We start from the raw sequence: 17,189 nt of genomic DNA on the forward strand, positions 1-17,189 counted from the left end.
AGTAAACATGGCGATGCCTGCATGAAAAAGATCATATTCACACCAAAACCTAATGCGCAGTTAAAAGCCAACTTAAACAAGGCGATCAGCATGCCGCGCACAGCTTATGACAATCAACGCTACAACACCCCGATGTTTGTGGCATTTGAGATGTTCAAGGCCTTTCAGCGCCACAATGCATTTGGCCTGTCGGCGTCACTCTCTTTTTATGCGATGTTCGCCCTGATTCCGCTAGTACTGCTGATGTTCTTCCTGCTGAGCCAGCTGGTATTCAGTTCGGATTATGCCATTGTGAAGCTTGCCATCATCACCGGCAACCTTGTGCCACAGCTCAGTAGCGCGATCATGGTTGAAGTTTACAGCGCAGCCAAACAGAAAGCTGCCTGGGGCGCAATCGGCCTGTTTGTGCTGCTTTGGTCCGTAACGCCTTTGGCAAGCTCGATGCGATCAGCCTTCTACAATATAAGCAGCCTGGTTGAAGCGCCTTCATTTATTCAGCGCAAAATCAAAGACATTTTTGCGATTCTGGGCATGCTGCTGCTTTTCTTCCTATTTACTTTTGCAGGCCTTATGCTGGAGAAGGTCATCATCTTTTTAGGCGCAAATCACCAGCTGCTAGAACATGGCATGTTAGCAAGCCTGATCTCACTGGCACTCACCACATTATTGATTGCCGCGTTTTATTTTGCCTTTTTCCCGATACGTTTAAGCATCCGGCATATTTTCATCGGCGCACTGTTTACCGCGATCCTGTGGCTGCTGATGCGACCTGCGTTCACGCTGTTCCTGTCCGTCAACCAGTCTTACGGCTCCGTGTTCGGCGGAATGAAAAACCTGTTCATCTCCATCACCTGGCTTTATTTTAATTTCGCCGTATTTCTGCTCGGCACCGAACTGATTGCAACATTAAGAAAAAAAGACGTGCTGCTGCTGAAAGGCCTGTTTGATGACAGCGGAACTGAACTGATCACCGGTAAAGAAAACTACACCAGGCAGCTCATGCAGCACTACGGGAAAACCTACCGTCAAGGTGAATACATCTTCCATACCGGGGACACGATCAGCCAACTGTACTACCTGCTCAACGGTGAAGTAAAAATCATGCAGAATGGCATCGTGCTGCGAACGATTGAACCTGATCATTATTTTGGCGAAATGGCAATGCTTTCAAACACGCCATCGATCGCAGATGCCGTTGTCAGTGCGGAATCAGCCGATGTCATCTGCATACGCACAGATAACATCGAAACCTTGTTACTGGATGAACCCAAAGTAGCGATGCGCTTTTTGCGACAGCTTGCCAGCAGGTTGCAGCAGCAGAGTGAATAATTTTGTTTTAGAATGCGATACGGATACCCGGTAAATAACGTAGGACAAATTTTATTATGGTAAAACAAGCCCACCCTTTCAATCAGCAGCCAAGCCAGTTCGAGATGCAGCCTGTATTGCAGCTGCTTAATGCCGGAAGGCTTGCCGATGCCGAAGTGGCGGCCAACAAATTAACTGTGCGTTATCCCAATGCATTTATCCTGTTCAATATCCTGGGCATCGCCCAGGACGGTTTATCCAAATTCGGCGATGCGGTAAAGAGTTACAGCAAAGCCATCGCCTTGCAGCCAGACACGCCGGACCTACACTTCAATTTAGGCATTGCACTCGCAAACGTAGGCAGGTTCGACGATGCGGCGAACAATTATCGCAAGGCGATTGCACTCAACCCTGAGTTTTTTGAAGCCTACGGCAATTTGGGCACAGTACTGCAGAAACAGGGCTTGCTTGAGGAGGCCATTAAAAACTACCGTACCGCATTAAATATTCATGACGATGCGCGCGGCCATTTTAACCTGGGCACAGCACTGCGTGACGAAGGCAAGCTTGACGATGCGATTTCGCACTTCAGGCAAGCCATCGCCATGTTCCCCAACTATGCGGACGCCCATAATTACCTGGGCGAATGCCTGCGCGACCAGGGCAACATGGAAGACGCCATCAGGAGTTATCAGGATACGCTTGCACTCAATCCTGACCATGCAGGCGCCAATTACAATATGGGTGAATTCCTGTACCTGGCGGGCCGTTTTGACGAAGCCGCCGACTTCCTTGAACGCTCACAGCTTGATGACTGGCAGGAGCGCGCGCTGTATTGCCTGTATAAGGCCAAACGTTTCGAAGAATTCAAGACCAGGCTGGACGAAATCGTACGCAGCCACCCAAAACATGATGCGCCGTTTCTGCAGACGCTATCCACCCACTACGCAAAGAACTTCGGCACGGAAGACCACTACAACTTCTGTAAAAACGGCTTTGATTTTGTATACCAGAACAGCATCAAGGAACTGGCGCAGCCTGATAGCCAGTTCCTGAAAGACCTGCTTAACGACATCGACAACACAGCGATAGAAGTCCGCGCGCAAGGCATGATTATTAATGGCAAACAATCTGCGGGAAATCTATTTAAGCGTCCGGAAGCCTCTTTCAGAAAACTGGGAGAGCTGGTCAAACAAGAGTTTATCAACTACAGAAAACGCTTTGCCGGTGCAGACTGTGAACTGATTAAATCATTCCCTAATGAGCTGGAATTCACCAGCTCCTGGTATGTCCGGCTGCGCAGCGGCGGCTTTGTAGACCGCCATATTCATGAAGTGGGCTGGATCAGCGGCGCTGTGTACCTGGTATTACCGCAGAACAGGCAAGACCCATTGGAAGGCTGTTTTGAATACGGGCTGCATGGTGATAACTATCCGCAAAAGCACGAAAATTTTCCGGTAGGGATCGCATCGCCGAGCGTAGGAGACATCGTGCTATTTCCTTCATCACTATTTCATCGCACCATTCCATTCAACTCGAATGAAGAGCGCATCTGCATCGCCTTCGACTTAAAGCCTGAAGGCGATATTTTCAGGCGCTCCAACTATTAAGATGCGATTACGGCGCAAATCAGCGTTATCACTCTGACTTGCGCACATCCGCAATCATATATTCCAGCCTGGCCTCGGCAATATCGACCTGCGTTTCCAGAATCGGGTCGATACATTTGCTGCCGAAAATAATTTTGCCTTCCAGATTGGCAAGACTGCTGAGCCGGGTGTAATCCTCGACAATGCAGTTCTTGATCATGGCGCCACTTTCAACTACGCAATTAGCCCCGATCACGGCCGGTCCGATAATGGTGGCGCCAGCTTCAACCCTGGAGCTACCCCCGATATAAACAGGAGGGACAATATTGACATCCTCAAAATGAATGCTCGTATTGATGCCGGTATAGATACCCGGCATGACTTCTTTACCTGGCATCTTGAAGCCGGCAACTTCACCGCTGAGTACCTTGCTCGTGACTGTCCACACATCCTGTATATTGCCGATATCAAGCCACTGGAACGGCAGGTTGATCGCAAAGAAAGGGATACCCTCCTTTACCAGTTTGGGGAACAGCTCACCACCAATATCGTAAGCCACATCGGAAGGAATATAATCAAATATCTGCGGTTCAAAAATATAAATGCCTGTGTTTGCGATATTGGATACCGCATGTTCAGGAGCCGGCTTCTCCTGGAACTGCAGGATGCGACCATCTGCATCCAGTTCCACGATACCGTACTTGAATACTTCAGCCGTTGGCACTTCCCTGACGATTACACTCGCCACTGCCTGCCTCTTACGATGGATTTCCAATGCCTTGCTGATATCCAGGTCAATCCACGCATCGCCGCAGAGCACAATAAAGGTCTCATCAAAAAAACCTGAGAAATCCTGGATTTTTTTCATGCCGCCAGCAGAGCCCACAGCCGCACTCACAGCAACACCGTCTTTAATATATCCCTCATATGAATAAGCCATGCTCACACCGAACTGCTCGCCATCCCTGAAATAGTTCTCTATGATGGGCGCCAGGTGGCTGGTATTGACCATGATTTCGTCGACGCCATGTTTTTTGAGCAAATCCACGAGATAAGCCATCACCGGCTTCCGCACCAGGGGGATCATGGGTTTAGGTATTTCGTGCGTGATGGGCTGGACTCGGGTTCCCTTACCAGCACCAAGTATCATGGCTTTCATATTATTCTTGGCTTCTTAAATTCTTGGTTGATTTAATTTCTGCCGATCTGCTTGCATGACCCAGTAGACATGAGTTATAAAGATCAGAACGACACCGTATCAATTTTACACTACCCCGCACCGCAGCATTCAGTCTGTGCGCCGATAATCATTCAGGCAAGTTCGCTGCTAACGGAATCGGCAGCGGCTTGAACAGCGTGCCAGTCAGCTTATCAACGCCACACCATTATAATAATCAAAAAAAATGGCGATACCCGTTTACAGGTAAAGCCAATAATATCAATCTAAGCGCAGTGCGTGCCCTGCTGACTAATTATCCTATGGTATTTGATGAGCCGGCAGCATAACCAATGCAGCGAAATGGATAAAACACAGGGCGTACACCGTCTTTAACATCTGGAAATCAAACGCTGCTTGCCTTGCTCAGAATAGAATAAAGCTGATCTTTCAGGTGTAACTTTTCTTTCTTAAGCGTTTCAACTTCAGCATCTGTTGCATGCTCAACATTCGCTTCGATATTCTGAATCTTCTGGTCAATTTCGTTGTGACGGTCAAACAGTTTTGTAAAGTGCAAATCATTGCGCTTCAGTTGAGTGATCAGGTCACGGTATTCTGGAAACATAAAAAGTCCTTTGTGTTTGGAATAAAAAATTAACCGCTGATTTTACGCGATTGCAATTTCGGCTTCTACCCAAAACGACCAGTTGTTGATCTACATCAACTCGCCAGCCACCTCTTACTTTGCACTCTTGAATTCATCCCATGACGCCTCTGAAACCTTGTAAGTTGCCCCGGCTTCAGCGATGGCATGAATGTCGACAAAATACGTATCATCACTGACTGCTTCGTGATGTGCCTCGGCAGCCACCTCATCCCTGTGGATTTCAACCGGAAACCGCCAGTAAATCTTCTCTACGGTATTGCCTGTTTTCTGATATATATGAGAAATCAGGTTATTTTCCAGCACGTTGGAATAACGGAATCGTTTTAACGGCTGCGATTCAATCAATGTGACAAAACGCTTATAACCATCCAGTTTAAAACAGGTGACCCGCACATCCGCCCCGGTGTGAGTAAAGTATTCAGTGATAAAGTCTGTGATGTTCCTGATTGATTTTTCCAGCGCCCGGTTCCTGCGGAATAAATAAAGAACGTAGGCAAGCAGCACGATGATATCGATGGCAACGATATAAGTCGCCAAGGAATCCAAAGTAAGCGTCAATGTAATCATGATAAAACCTGAGCATCCCCAAGCAATTGTTTATTTTTAGTGTTATCTGCAACGGCCTAATACTATCACCAGTCACACTGGCTCAAACAAAAATAATGACCGCCCGTAAAAACCCTCTCAATCAAGCGAAATATCACGCTTTTATATCAAGGGTTTCAAAAGCCGGAACAAACCTAGGCGGCGGCGTCTGTCTCACATTTCTTGATGAATGAGTTCTTGGCAGCGCCAGAAAGTTTTTTCTCGGCAGCGGCAGTACCGCAGGCAGCAATTGCCGCATCCTTATTACATTTTTTGGTGAATGAGTTCTTGGCAGCACCTGCCAGTTTTTTTTCAGCGGCTTTAGCATCACAGACAGCAACAACTGAGTCGCTATTACATTTTTTCAGAAAGCTGGTTTTGGCAGCGCCTGCCAATTTTTTCTCGGCTGCTTTGGCATCACAGGCCATATCAGCGGCAAATGCCATATTAGCCGTAATAAAGCCCAAAATAGCCGCGATTACGATTTTTTTCATTTATAGTCCCTTATTAATTATTGAGTGTACGCACTTCATGCCTGAATATTACATCAAATCGCACAGACGGCTAACGGGTAAATTGACCCTCAGCGCCCTGATCAATCCACGCCGCTTTAAGTATTGCGATATGTTCAACCATCTTGAGATGTATATAGCATTACCTGATGAACACTTAGTTACGACGCGGTAGCAGGCCTCGATATAACCTTGCAGCATTAAAAGCGGTTTAATGCAGAAATAAAACTTATTTGTGTATTTGGAGTAATATTCCGTAGTAATTTACAGTTCTTAACCGTAATACCATTGAGCACTTTAACTTAGCTTGTTAATGTGATGCTGGCATCTCAAGCTTGGAAATTTTATTGATAAAGTTAGCCATTGAGCACTACATTATCCGAATATCATGCAGGAAAAGCGCTGACCCAATCCAGCATGACTGGCTGAATAAACCGGGAATCAAAGAATATGGATCAAACAAACGATCACAGCAATGAGTTGATCAAGAAAGAAATTGAATCGCGACGTGCCTTCCTGTTTGCTCTTGAATGGCTACTGGCGCTTCTGAATCGCTACGCAAGCTCCATACAGTTTGACCTGGTGCATATTGAATTAGGCAGCGAGCACGAACTCGGCGAAGCGTTTGGCGCACAGGAGGCATTTAAGCAGCTCGCCTTATTAACCACTTCACTGACGAATGACTTCCGCAAGACAGACCTGATTACACGCCATGTGACGGATTACTGGATCATCGTGCCGTATGACAGTGATAAAGAGCAAATACAGAACAAGATTGTAGATATATTCAATGCGGCAAAACATAAAGACCTGAATGTCATTAACCGCGAAATTTCGATCTTCTCATTACCGCTCGCATCAGTAGAGAGCATCACCAAGTTTGCGTCTGCCATCGAATTCCTGACTTACCTGAAAACGAACAAGAAACAGCTTGCAGACAAAACATTCAAACTATCGGCCAATTTTGAATGCATTAATGCATGAATGAACATCACTCGATCAATGCGCGCAGGTCACCTCGGTAAACCAGGTTAAAAGCTTCATCAACGCTTAATGTGTCGACCCTGCCTGGCTTTTTCATTTACTTTTGAATCAAATTTATCTTTATTAATAATGAAGCGCTCATGACGCCCCCTGGAAATCAAATCCACCCCATCATGCGCCTCAACATTAAACACCAGCTTTCTGCCATCGATGGCAACCAGCTCAACTGACACCGTCACCTCAAGGCCGGGTGGCGTTGCCGCCTGATGGCTGACATCGATATGCGTGCCGACCGTTTGTTCCTGCGGCCAATCAAGATGGGGGTTGATGGCCTTGATACACGCCCATTCAAGCAGACCCACCATGAAACCGGTTGCAAACACCTCTGGCATAGCGACAAACTCTTCGGACTCCGGATATAGCGCAGGCACTGTTTTTGACAAAGGAACCAGAAACTTATGTTCATATCTGATACCGGGCTTTAAGGTTGCTCTCATTGATACCAATCCTCAATTGACAGGCACGTAGATCATCATCAGCAAAACCATCTTCTGCAGCGCAACAATGTGCACAGTAAGCTGCTGTGCCTAAACCAAATCAGCAACAGAGTTTCCTTCCAAAGTCGTTATTTCTATTGCCTTGCAACTAGGCTAACAACTTGAACAGCATACCCAAGCCACCGCAGGTTAGTATCACCGGGATGACATTCACCTTGAAACGGAATACTGCCACTGTAGCAATGGCAGCAAGCCCGATTGAGAACCAGTCTACAGCGCCGCCCAACCCCAAAGGCCAGAACACATGATAAGCAAAGAACAGCGCCAGGTTGATAATTACACCGACAACGGCCGCGGTTATCGCACTTAATGGCGCAGTAAACTTGAGATTGCCATGGGTTGTTTCAATAAAAGGCGCGCCCATAAAGATAAACACAAAACTAGGCAGAAATGTGAAGAAAGTCACAATCGCAGCCGCTACCAAAGCGGAAGCAAATATTGCATCAGGGCCAAATATCTGGCTGACCCAACCGCCTACGAAACCGACAAACGTCACTACCATAATCAGCGGGCCAGGCGTGGTTTCACCCAAAGCCAACCCATCTATCATCTGCGTAGGGTTGAGCCACTGGTAATGCTCTACGGCTCCCTGGTAAACATAGGGAAGCACCGCATAAGCGCCGCCGAATGTAAGCAGTGCTGCCTTGGTAAAGAACCAGCCCATCTGGGTAAAGGCTGCATCCCATCCATAAAGCACCATCAATACAGACATTGCGGCCAGCCAGATCGCAAAACCAGTCACCGCAATACGCGCCATTTTTACCCAACTGAATCTGGCATGCTCAGGGGTTGGCGTTTCATCGTCGATCAATGCAGCGCCATAATCTTTCTTAGCCCCTCCATGCCCACCGCCGACCTTGAAATACTTGGGAACAAAACGGCCGCCAAAATGACCGATCAAAGCAGCAGCAACGACAATTAAAGGGAACGGCAGATTTAATACAAATATAGCGATAAAAGCCAAGGCCGCAATAGACCATAACACTTGGTTCTTAAGCGCCCTGGAACCTATGCGATAAGCCGCGAACAGGACAATGGCGACAACCGCGGGCTTAATGCCATACAGCACGCCAGCTATTGCCGGCACGGAGCCATAAGCCATATACACCCATGCAAGACCCGTTAGAATGAAAAATGAAGGGAGCACGAACAGCATCCCCGCGACGATGCCGCCCCAGGTGCGGTGCATCAGCCAGCCAATGTAGGTCGCCAGCTGCTGCGCCTCCGGTCCCGGCAATACCATGCAATAGTTCAATGCATGCAAAAAGCGCTGCTCCGAAATCCAGCGCTTTTTTTCCACCAAATCATGATGCATGATGGAAATCTGCCCGGCCGGGCCACCAAAGCTGATGAAGCCCAGTTTAAGCCAGTATATGAATGCCTGTGCAAATGAAACAGGTTCAGGTGCTAAATCAGAGGTGGGTATTGTGTTTTTATTTGTTGCGTCCATAAGCTCTTTTCTCGTTGGCATACAGCCCAAGATATTAGAGCAGACCTTGGACGCAATGCGTCTTGAAGCGGGGAGGCTGCTAAATCCCCAAGTGATGTAATGTTAGTTTTATTTTGTACCGATTGCAAGAAAATCGCCGAGCTTACCCGATAAGCGATTTAACAATAAGTTATTGGAAACGCTCACTTGAACTTTAATCATGCTTAAGTTATCTTAACGTGCATGTTCAGTGACATCTCACGATTCTTCGCGTGCTTGCTGTTGGCACTTATGCCATTGCAAGCTATCGCCGCCAGCAACATGGCTGTGTGCTACAGCATGAAGCAAATGTCTATTGCAAGCGAATCCACCTCCGCTGATATGCCTTGCCATCAACCTATGGCAAATATTACAGACCTTGTGCCAGGTGAGAATAAATCCAATGATAAGAAAATCAGTGAATCACATTGTACAAAATCACATTGTGCAGCAATGTGTACAAGCTTGGCAGTAGCAACCATACCGCATAATGGAATCAAGCCTATTGCATACCTGGTGCCTTCTTCATCAATCAGCACGCCTTATCAGGCTTACGCTTCAATCACCCAACCCAACTTACTGCGCCCCCCAATACTCCTTTCTTGAAATCAGCCTTATTGCGCCTATTTCTGGCGTAACAACTCAGATTTAAAGATAGGAACTCTATGTTTATCCAAAAATCAGGATTGCTGCTATTGAGCGCGATGCTCTGTTTCAGCAGTCAATATGCTGCCGCGGGACCGATGGGCTTTAAAGACGCATACATGGTCATGGGTGACTTCAACAGCAATTGGCGTGAAGCATTCATCAATTATGCTGTTACTCCGCGTGATGCATTTGGCGTGAGCGGGACTTACATGCGTTCAGACGATAAAACCAAAACGCGTACTTTAGAAGAAATCACTTATACGCGTTTATTGGATCGCTGGAACATGCCGTATGCGCAGGCTAATCTATGGCTGATAGCCGGGGTAGGTGCATTACAGGGTGAAAATGAACGTATCGGCAGCGATGATACTTTCAGCACAACAATGATCACTCCTGGAATCCAGTTTGATTACGAAACCACACGCGTTTATTTTCAGGCGACGCATAGGTTATATCGTGCCGCAGACATCAATCATGACTACAGCGCAGTTCGAGCGGGGTTATCGTTTTATGAAACCGGTTATGACAAGACCCAGCCTTGGCTAATCGTTGAAGCGCGCAATATGAACGGCCTGTCGGACAAAATCGAAGTAACGCCGATGCTGCGCTTGATTAACAAAAGTTTTTTTCTTGAAGCCGGTGTAAACAATTTTGCCCAACCCCGTTTTAACTTTATGTACATATTTTAAATATTAAGGAACTCATCATGCACAAAATATTATTAGCTTTCATTTTATCTATCTCATTATTCAGCAATACCGCACTTGCTGCCACGCAAACCCTCAAAGCTACCGTGAATGGCATGGTATGTGCATTCTGTGCGCAAGGCATCGAGAAAAAAATACGCGCACTGTCACAAACGCAAGATGTATACGTGAATTTAAAGCAGCGTATCGTTGCGGTTGAACTGAAAGCTGGGCAAACACTATCAGACGACACCTTAAAAGGGTTGATTAAAGATGCAGGCTATGACGTCACCTTCATTGAAATGAGCGAACATCCGGTAGCACAAATTAAAACCGAAATGGAATCAAAATGATGTCTGCAGACACACAAAATATTGCTGATCTATCCGCGGTGAATGTTGCTAAGCGTGCCAACATAGTTTCACTGTTCACCAGCGGATCAACATTGATATGCTGCGCTCTGCCAGCCACCCTGGTCGCAATTGGATCAGCAGCTACGCTGGTTAGCCTGGTATCGAACTTTCCACAATTAGTATGGATCAGTGAACACAAAGCACTGGTATTTGGCTTGGCAGGCACTATGTTAGTAGTTGCAGGTTATTTGCAATGGCAATCACGTAAAGCGCCTTGCCCCACAAATCCGCAGCTCGCATCAGCTTGCACAAAAACACGCAGAAATTCACTGATGATTTATTGTGTATCTGTTGCCATATTTGGCATAGGTGCATTTTTTGCGTTTATCGCACCCTTAATGATTTAAATATAGGACTGCAACAGCCACTTCAGATGCACGTTTTTTACCTGTGCATCTGAAGTGGCTGGCGATTAGCTTTTAGTATCTACCAGATAATGTGCCAAACGCCTGCCAAGTCGTACAAAAGCAAAAAGGACCCAGATTTCTCCAAGTCCTTTTATTTTTGGTGCTCCCCCGCGAGTCGAACACAGCACCAAAGGACATAAGTACAAGTGAGTGCACACTATCGCCACACAAAGCTAAAGAATTGTAAGTAATTTTTCGATCGCTCCTGCATCACACCTTGCAAACCGAAGCTATGCCGAACCTTTTCGTGCCAAATCGCAGTTAGTTTCAACGTAAAAATTATTAAAAACAATTAGTTATCACTTCCGATCTACGATCCGAACCCGAGCCTCAGTTGAAGTTTGAGAGCGTGTATACTAGAAACTAAATAAATCTCCATTGGAAGCGTTAATGTATGGATAAGTCAGCGGTATTAACTGAAGATGAAATTCACCTCCTGGAAATGGTCTTCAATGGAAAATTCACAAATCTTGCATCACCTTCTAATGACACAGAGGCAATGGTTTTAAAAGGCTATGTTTCCAAAAAACCTTTAGTACTTCTACCTATGATGCCAATTAGGTACGATTACGAACTCACAGTTTATGGATTGATTTTACTGCGTGAATATCGCCCACAATACAGCTAGCATTACTGAGCGTTTTATTGCTAAGTGTTGAAAATAACTGTTACAGCTTAGTGTTCTAAGGCAAAATTTACAGCGAACTTTTAAGAACATCAATACTTTGAGAAAGCAACGGCGCCCTTCTGGGTCTCAGAATGGCTTGTCAGGAGTAATGAGAACCCCAAAATGGCTACAAAGCGTCTACAAAATTAGTGGCGATTCAATGTTGATGTTTTGCACCTACTATCCATGAGCAAGAAAAACCCGGTCAATAATGGCCGGGTTTATCATTTACCAGAATGAGACACTCGTCTCACGAAGAGTTTAATTGCCTGCGTTCCAAATGTGAGTGCGAGCTACCCACTTGCCGTTGACATCCCTCTTATAGACGCTGGTCGTGATGCCACCGTAAGTTGCTGTGACACCATCCTTTTCAGCACCACTAGCGCTCCACTTCGCGACCTGATATAGAGTTTTATCGTCACCATCGACTGTAACTATCTCTAACTTGTGATTATTCAGGCCTGCCGCAAAAAAGCTTTTGAACAGGTTCTCAATCTCTGTACGTCCATTCAGTATCTTGCCGTTGCCGGGTGAAAGTACAGCATTTTCAGCATACAAACTAGCAAGTAACCCCGCATCTGAATTATTAAAGGCCTTATTCCAGCTATTGTTCAATGCTTCTACCGTTGTTTTTGCAACTGCGTCTTCAGCAAACGCACTACCAGTTGTTACTAAGCTAAAAGCTATTATGGCGAGCGTGGTTTTAATGAGTGATTTCATATGGGGTCATCCTTTATTGAAATGTTAAAAAACAAAAAACTATGAATCGAATTATATTTCATGCCACTTGAAGCTATATTGCCCAAGCATAATACCTAACAGGACTTGGCAGCCAAAATCAGAAATATCAAGCTGATCAAACTCTAATTAGGCGCATTATAGTTAGCCAGCTAATTAAATGCAAGGACTAATTTACCTGATTATGTAGAACGTAAACAAAGCTATTTTTCAACACGTGAAGATGCAAGATGAGATATATTTGATTACATCGAGATGTTTTACAACCCAAGACGCCGACATGGCTACGCCAATCGGCTATCTCCAGTAGAATTTGAAAGGCAATATTTCGCGAGGCTGGAAAGTATCTAGCTTAGGCGGATCGATCCAGATGCCCGCTACTCTATACGACTGTAAAAACGACAATAAAGCAAGCAAGCGTCATCACTACAAGCCCAAATATGAATATCCTGTCAGCCCAATCTTCATATTTATTTTCTTGGGCCTGATTGCGTATAGAAACATAAGAAAGCATCGCACTTACAATAAAAAATAAGCTATCTATTGCGAGTATCTCATCAGCCCAGCTATTCGTGCTACCAGCCGATATTTTCAGGATACTAATCACCGTCATACATACACCAACCATTGTTGCTGAGGTTGGGAGTATGTGTTTTGAAATAGTGTGTCCAGTATTAATTGTCATTTCTCAGTATATCCAAAAGGCAGTATAAATAGTGTTCCAAACAAAAAAACGACCTAGAGATCTCTCCCTAAGTCGTTCTGATTTGGTGGCCCCCCTGTGAGTCGAACACAGCACCAACGGATTATGAGTCCGCTGCTCTAACCAAGCATGAGCTAGGGGGCCAAAACTTTCAAGCTCGCTATTTTAAACTAAAACAGCTGATTTTGGCCTGTCTGCATCAACTAATCCTGGCCGGTTTCCAAGAAGCTTCTTAATCTTTCAGAGCGGGTAGGATGACGCAGCTTACGTAACGCTTTGGCTTCAATCTGACGGATACGCTCACGCGTTACATCAAACTGCTTGCCCACTTCTTCCAGCGTGTGGTCAGTATTCATTTCAATACCAAAGCGCATACGCAAGACTTTAGCCTCGCGCGGTGTCAGAGATTCCAGCACCTCACTGGTTGCATCACGCAGGCTTGCGTAAACCGCAGCATCCACAGGTGCCAGTGTTGTACTGTCTTCAATGAAATCGCCCAGATGTGAATCTTCATCGTCGCCGATCGGTGTTTCCATAGAAATCGGTTCTTTGCTGATTTTCAGGATCTTGCGGATCTTGTCTTCAGGCATTTCCATTTTCTCAGCCAGCAAAGCCGGATCTGGTTCTACACCTGTTTCCTGCAAGATCTGGCGGCTGATACGATTCATTTTATTGATCGTTTCAATCATATGCACAGGAATGCGGATGGTACGCGCCTGGTCAGCAATAGAACGTGTAATTGCCTGGCGAATCCACCATGTTGCATAGGTAGAGAATTTAAAACCACGGCGATATTCAAACTTGTCCACCGCTTTCATCAAGCCGATGTTGCCTTCCTGAATCAAGTCCAGGAATTGCAGACCGCGGTTGGTGTATTTTTTGGCAATAGAAATCACCAGGCGCAGGTTTGCCTCGATCATTTCGCGCTTGGCTCGGCGGGCACGGGCTTCGCCGGTGGTCATTTGCTTGTTGATTTCCTTAAGCTCTTTGGTCGAGATACCAACTTTGGTTTCCAGATCAATAATGCGCTGCTGCTGATCGAGAATGGAGTGATTAAAACGCGCCAGTTTTTCTACGTATGGCTTATCCGCTTTCAGTTCTTCTTGCAGCCAGTCCAGGTTACTTTCGTTACCCGGGAAAGATTTGATGAAATGCGTCCTCGGCATGCCGGATTTTTCAACACAGAAATCGAGCACTTTACGCTCATGGCCACGCACGGTCTCCACCAGGTCACGTACCTGATCACAAAGTGTTTCAACCTGCTTTGGTGAGAAACGGAATGCCGTGAGCTCTTCCAGGATTTCTGCAAGAAACACCTGGTATTCCGGGTCTTGTGAGCCCCTCAGCGGCAGGATTTCCATCATCTTGTGGTGTGCTGCACGCACCACGGTGAAACGCTTGAGCAGCTCTTCCTTGAGTTTAGCCAGCGCTTCTGCCGAGATTGCCGCTGCTTTTGCGCCATCGGCATCTTCATCTTCTTCTTCGTCGCCAACCTCTGGTTCAACGTCGTCATCAGCCTCAGCTGTCATGCCTTCATCCAGACCGATGTCCGAATCGATCAGACCATCGACAAGATCATCAACACTGAGCTCGTCTTTTTCTACTTTTTCTACCAGCTCAAGCAATGCACCCACAGTGGTCGGGCAGGCTGCGATTGCCTGCACCATGTGTTTCAAGCCATCTTCAATACGGCGCGCAATTTCGATTTCGCTTTCACGCGTGAGCAAGTCAACTGTACCCATTTCGCGCATATACATACGCACGGGATCGGTAGTACGGCCAAAGTCTGAATCCACAGTCGCCAGCGCCTGCTCAGCTTCTTCTACCGCGTCATCATCAGTCACCGCCGGCGGTGCATCAGACATGAGCAACACCTCAGCATCAGGCGCCTCTTCGTACACCTGGATACCCATGTCATTGATCATGCCAATGATACCGTCGATCTGCTCGGAACCCTGCACATCATCAGGCAAGTGGTCATTAATTTCGGCATAGGTGAGGTAACCACGCTCTTTGCCCAAAACTATTAAGCTTTTAAGACGGGTGCGACGCTCTTCTGCGCTTACCTCATGCAACTCCGCACCAATAAACTCTTCTGTTTCTTTTTCAGCTATTTGATCGCTCTTTTTTGGTCTTGCCATGACTTACCTCTAAATTTAGCTTCTGCCATGCATTAAACCAACCAGCATAGCTATAAGATTACCGAACCGCGTATTATATCAGAATTAAGCCCTATTTTGGCTGGGTTTATTGCCGACAGATTTCAACAGGGCTTTCTCTTCTTCCGTTAACGCACTCAAAGGTTTTTCACTGATTCGTGCCAGGAAACTGCTTGACTCCTTATGCGAATAAACGTCTTGCAGCTGCATACGGATGCCTGCCAATTCCTTTTCGAAGTCCAGCGTTTCATCCAGCAGCATCAACTCGCTTCCCAATTCATTCAGCACTTTGGCTTCAATTTTGGCTTCAAGTTCATGCAGCAGCACTGCTGAGTTAGAATGGGGATTCAGCAGGCAAGTTTCAATAGTTTGCTTCAGCAGCATATCCTCATCTGCGCGTCCATCGACCAAAGCCAGGTCTGCCGGCGTTGCGAATGATGGCCGCCTCAGCAATATCAGGCAAAAGCGTTTCTGCAAAGACACTGTCGTCCGCGTCAGCTTTGGCCTCCCCTGTGCCGGAGGTTTATTGACATTAGGCAGCTTGAGCAGGCTATGCATTTCATCAGCCGATAGCTGCGCAAGCTCGGCAACCTTCTTGCGCAGGTACATGGCACTGCGCGGCGCATTAATCTGTTTGAGGATAGGCTCGGCATCATTCAGGAAACGCACGCGATCTTCCTGGCTCTGCAAAGGGTTATTTTCACTCAGGTGCTGCAGTATATATTGCGACAGCGGCATTGCTGTTTTCACTTCCGCCTCAAACTGTTCTTTGCCAAATTCACGCACATAAGAATCTGGATCGTGCTCTTTCGGCAAGAACAGGAAAGTGAGCTTCAGGCCATCGGTCAGCGCAGGCAAGGCATTCATCGCGGCGCGCCATGCTGCCGTACGCCCGGCGTTATCTCCGTCGAAGCAGAATACGATTTCATCTACCTGCCGCATCAGCTTGGCTATATGGTATGGTGTGGTCGCCGTACCAAGCGCAGCCACCGCATATTCAATGCCATATTGCGCTAACGCCACTACGTCCATGTAACCTTCAACCACCAGGGCGCGGCCGGCATCACGCATTGCCCTGCGCGCGATAAATAGCCCATAAAGCTCATGGCCTTTCTGAAACAGGGGCGTCTCAGGGGAGTTGTAATATTTAGGCGTATCTTCCGGGTTGATCACACGCCCGCCAAAGCCAATCACCTGGCCTTTCTGGTCATGGATCGGGAACATGATACGGTCGCGGAAACGGTCATAGCGTCGACCCTGATCATTTTCAACCACCAGACCCGCTGTGGTTAATGCTTCACTTTCATAATGCGGGAACACCCCTTGCAGGTTCTGCCAGCCCGCCGGTGCGTAGCCGATCTGGAACTTGGCAGCCACCTGGCCACTCAGGCCGCGGCTTTTGAGGTAGTCAATCGCACGCTGGGATTTTTTAAGCTCGGCTTTATAAAAATTTGCGGCTTGCTGCAAAGTTTCCTGCAAGCCCACCACCACTTTCTGTGCGGGGCGGTCGGCGTCCCGCGTTTCCTGAGGCACGACCAAACCGACATTCTTGGCCAGATCCTGCACCGCCTCAACAAAGCTGACCCCTTGATACTCCATCAGGAAACCAATGGCCGTGCCATGTGCGCCGCAGCCAAAGCAATGATAAAACTGCTTGGCAGGACTTACCGTAAAACTGGGGGATTTTTCATTATGGAACGGGCAGCAGGCAGAATAATTGGCACCGGCTTTCTTGAGCGGCACGCTTCTATCGACCACATCAACAATATCAACGCGGTTCAGGAGTTCTTGAATAAAGCTTTCCGGGATCAAATTTATCTGCTTTTACCAAAAATAACAATGTTGATCTAATTACCGAACGGTAATTCTAGCCCAAGATTACAACCCAAGTAAGCGTAAATCAAAAAAGTAAACGCAAACAAAAAAGGAGCTTGCGCTCCTT

The 17,189-nt window shown here is 46.8% G+C and carries 18 protein-coding genes, 1 tRNA gene and 1 pseudogene; 9 read left to right on the forward strand and 11 right to left on the reverse strand.

All coding sequences use genetic code 11. The annotated features are described in order from the left end of the window. Positions 1-21: 21 nt before the first annotated feature. Both GQ51_RS06735 and GQ51_RS06740 read left to right on the forward strand, forming a co-directional pair. Positions 22-1,329 (forward strand): YhjD/YihY/BrkB family envelope integrity protein, encoded by a 1,308-nt coding sequence (locus tag GQ51_RS06735; protein ID WP_047551400.1) that lies wholly within the window; start codon positions 22-24, stop codon positions 1,327-1,329. A gap of 56 nt (positions 1,330-1,385) precedes the next feature. Then, entirely contained in the window at positions 1,386-2,918 is a 1,533-nt protein-coding gene (locus tag GQ51_RS06740) for a tetratricopeptide repeat protein (RefSeq protein ID WP_047551403.1), read from the forward strand. 28 nt (positions 2,919-2,946) lie between these two features. Here the strand turns inward: GQ51_RS06740 and GQ51_RS06745 are convergent, their stop codons facing one another. The 4 genes from GQ51_RS06745 to GQ51_RS06760 form a co-directional block, all read right to left on the reverse strand. After that, positions 2,947-4,056, reverse strand: a complete 1,110-nt coding sequence (locus GQ51_RS06745; protein ID WP_047551406.1) for a sugar phosphate nucleotidyltransferase — start codon at positions 4,054-4,056, stop codon at positions 2,947-2,949. 403 nt (positions 4,057-4,459) lie between these two features. Continuing rightward, positions 4,460-4,678 carry a YdcH family protein gene (locus GQ51_RS06750; RefSeq protein ID WP_047551410.1) on the reverse strand — a complete coding sequence of 73 codons (219 nt, stop codon included), beginning with the start codon at positions 4,676-4,678 and terminating at the stop codon, positions 4,460-4,462. Between the two features lie 114 nt (positions 4,679-4,792). Continuing rightward, positions 4,793-5,287, reverse strand: a complete 495-nt coding sequence (locus GQ51_RS06755) for a hypothetical protein (protein WP_047551413.1) — start codon at positions 5,285-5,287, stop codon at positions 4,793-4,795. A gap of 173 nt (positions 5,288-5,460) precedes the next feature. Continuing rightward, positions 5,461-5,799, reverse strand: coding sequence for a hypothetical protein (locus GQ51_RS06760; RefSeq protein ID WP_047551415.1), 339 nt, complete (start codon positions 5,797-5,799; stop codon positions 5,461-5,463). A gap of 468 nt (positions 5,800-6,267) precedes the next feature. Here GQ51_RS06760 and GQ51_RS06765 point away from each other — a divergent pair, with 468 nt between their 5' ends. After that, positions 6,268-6,801, forward strand: a complete 534-nt coding sequence (locus GQ51_RS06765) for a hypothetical protein (protein ID WP_052177742.1) — start codon at positions 6,268-6,270, stop codon at positions 6,799-6,801. A 59-nt stretch (positions 6,802-6,860) separates the two neighbouring features. On the opposite strand, the gene GQ51_RS06770 is transcribed toward GQ51_RS06765, so the two are convergent. Both GQ51_RS06770 and chrA read right to left on the reverse strand, forming a co-directional pair. Further along, entirely contained in the window at positions 6,861-7,298 is a 438-nt protein-coding gene (locus tag GQ51_RS06770) for a thioesterase family protein (protein WP_047551418.1), read from the reverse strand. 148 nt (positions 7,299-7,446) lie between these two features. After that, on the reverse strand, positions 7,447-8,808 hold the full coding sequence (chrA, locus tag GQ51_RS06775) for a chromate efflux transporter (protein WP_047551421.1): 1,362 nt from the start codon (positions 8,806-8,808) through the stop codon (positions 7,447-7,449). Positions 8,809-9,030: 222 nt separating this feature from the next. On the opposite strand from chrA, the gene GQ51_RS06780 reads away from it, so the two are divergent. The 5 genes from GQ51_RS06780 to GQ51_RS06800 all read left to right on the forward strand — a co-directional run bounded on the left by GQ51_RS06780 (position 9,031) and on the right by GQ51_RS06800 (position 11,608). Next, entirely contained in the window at positions 9,031-9,432 is a 402-nt protein-coding gene (locus tag GQ51_RS06780) for a CopL family metal-binding regulatory protein (RefSeq protein WP_047551424.1), read from the forward strand. A 59-nt stretch (positions 9,433-9,491) separates the two neighbouring features. Then, a complete protein-coding gene (locus tag GQ51_RS06785) occupies positions 9,492-10,163 on the forward strand; it encodes a hypothetical protein (protein WP_047551427.1) in 672 nt (223 codons plus the stop codon). A 17-nt stretch (positions 10,164-10,180) separates the two neighbouring features. After that, positions 10,181-10,513: a heavy-metal-associated domain-containing protein gene (locus GQ51_RS06790; RefSeq protein WP_047551430.1), complete on the forward strand. Its 333-nt coding sequence runs from the start codon at positions 10,181-10,183 to the stop codon at positions 10,511-10,513. Beyond that, entirely contained in the window at positions 10,513-10,920 is a 408-nt protein-coding gene (locus GQ51_RS06795; RefSeq protein WP_088178149.1) for a hypothetical protein, read from the forward strand. Before GQ51_RS06790 ends, GQ51_RS06795 begins: the two co-directional genes overlap by 1 nt. Positions 10,921-11,374: 454 nt before the next feature. Continuing rightward, positions 11,375-11,608 carry a hypothetical protein gene (locus GQ51_RS06800; protein ID WP_047551433.1) on the forward strand — a complete coding sequence of 78 codons (234 nt, stop codon included), beginning with the start codon at positions 11,375-11,377 and terminating at the stop codon, positions 11,606-11,608. Between the two features lie 300 nt (positions 11,609-11,908). Here GQ51_RS06800 and GQ51_RS06805 read toward each other — a convergent pair whose 3' ends face one another. After that, a complete protein-coding gene (locus GQ51_RS06805) occupies positions 11,909-12,367 on the reverse strand; it encodes a YybH family protein (RefSeq protein ID WP_047551436.1) in 459 nt (152 codons plus the stop codon). Between the two features lie 231 nt (positions 12,368-12,598). Here GQ51_RS06805 and GQ51_RS12560 point away from each other — a divergent pair. Continuing rightward, a pseudogene (locus tag GQ51_RS12560) lies at positions 12,599-12,736 on the forward strand (IS3 family transposase); the annotation flags it as partial. A gap of 31 nt (positions 12,737-12,767) precedes the next feature. Here GQ51_RS12560 and GQ51_RS06810 read toward each other — a convergent pair. From GQ51_RS06810 to dnaG, 4 genes are all read right to left on the reverse strand, one after another. Continuing rightward, positions 12,768-13,070 (reverse strand): hypothetical protein, encoded by a 303-nt coding sequence (locus tag GQ51_RS06810; RefSeq protein ID WP_047551439.1) that lies wholly within the window; start codon positions 13,068-13,070, stop codon positions 12,768-12,770. An 83-nt stretch (positions 13,071-13,153) separates the two neighbouring features. Then, a tRNA-Ile gene (locus GQ51_RS06815) sits at positions 13,154-13,232 on the reverse strand. Positions 13,233-13,291: 59 nt separating this feature from the next. After that, a complete protein-coding gene (gene rpoD, locus GQ51_RS06820; RefSeq protein WP_047551442.1) occupies positions 13,292-15,229 on the reverse strand; it encodes an RNA polymerase sigma factor RpoD in 1,938 nt (645 codons plus the stop codon). A gap of 84 nt (positions 15,230-15,313) precedes the next feature. Next, a complete protein-coding gene (gene dnaG, locus GQ51_RS06825; protein ID WP_047551445.1) occupies positions 15,314-17,059 on the reverse strand; it encodes a DNA primase in 1,746 nt (581 codons plus the stop codon). Positions 17,060-17,189: the final 130 nt, after the last annotated feature.

The sequence above is a fragment of the Methylotenera sp. G11 genome (assembly GCF_000799735.1).
Taxonomy (GTDB): Bacteria; Pseudomonadota; Gammaproteobacteria; order Burkholderiales; family Methylophilaceae; genus Methylotenera.

Excerpts from the sequence above, each read along its gene's own strand:
- GQ51_RS06745 (WP_047551406.1), bottom strand. The coding sequence starts at position 4,056 with ATGAAAGCCATGATACTTGGTGCTGGTAAGGGAACCCGAGTCCAGCCC.
- GQ51_RS06785 (WP_047551427.1), top strand. The coding sequence starts at position 9,492 with ATGTTTATCCAAAAATCAGGATTGCTGCTATTGAGCGCGATGCTCTGT.
- GQ51_RS06755 (WP_047551413.1), bottom strand. The coding sequence starts at position 5,287 with ATGATTACATTGACGCTTACTTTGGATTCCTTGGCGACTTATATCGTT.
- GQ51_RS06805 (WP_047551436.1), bottom strand. The coding sequence starts at position 12,367 with ATGAAATCACTCATTAAAACCACGCTCGCCATAATAGCTTTTAGCTTA.
- GQ51_RS06770 (WP_047551418.1), bottom strand. The coding sequence starts at position 7,298 with ATGAGAGCAACCTTAAAGCCCGGTATCAGATATGAACATAAGTTTCTG.
- GQ51_RS06750 (WP_047551410.1), bottom strand. The coding sequence starts at position 4,678 with ATGTTTCCAGAATACCGTGACCTGATCACTCAACTGAAGCGCAATGAT.
- GQ51_RS06735 (WP_047551400.1), top strand. The coding sequence starts at position 22 with ATGAAAAAGATCATATTCACACCAAAACCTAATGCGCAGTTAAAAGCC.
- GQ51_RS06790 (WP_047551430.1), top strand. The coding sequence starts at position 10,181 with ATGCACAAAATATTATTAGCTTTCATTTTATCTATCTCATTATTCAGC.
- GQ51_RS06760 (WP_047551415.1), bottom strand. The coding sequence starts at position 5,799 with ATGAAAAAAATCGTAATCGCGGCTATTTTGGGCTTTATTACGGCTAAT.
- GQ51_RS06810 (WP_047551439.1), bottom strand. The coding sequence starts at position 13,070 with ATGACAATTAATACTGGACACACTATTTCAAAACACATACTCCCAACC.
- GQ51_RS06740 (WP_047551403.1), top strand. The coding sequence starts at position 1,386 with ATGGTAAAACAAGCCCACCCTTTCAATCAGCAGCCAAGCCAGTTCGAG.
- rpoD (WP_047551442.1), bottom strand. The coding sequence starts at position 15,229 with ATGGCAAGACCAAAAAAGAGCGATCAAATAGCTGAAAAAGAAACAGAA.
- chrA (WP_047551421.1), bottom strand. The coding sequence starts at position 8,808 with ATGGACGCAACAAATAAAAACACAATACCCACCTCTGATTTAGCACCT.
- GQ51_RS06800 (WP_047551433.1), top strand. The coding sequence starts at position 11,375 with ATGGATAAGTCAGCGGTATTAACTGAAGATGAAATTCACCTCCTGGAA.
- GQ51_RS06795 (WP_088178149.1), top strand. The coding sequence starts at position 10,513 with ATGTCTGCAGACACACAAAATATTGCTGATCTATCCGCGGTGAATGTT.
- GQ51_RS06780 (WP_047551424.1), top strand. The coding sequence starts at position 9,031 with ATGTTCAGTGACATCTCACGATTCTTCGCGTGCTTGCTGTTGGCACTT.
- GQ51_RS06765 (WP_052177742.1), top strand. The coding sequence starts at position 6,268 with ATGGATCAAACAAACGATCACAGCAATGAGTTGATCAAGAAAGAAATT.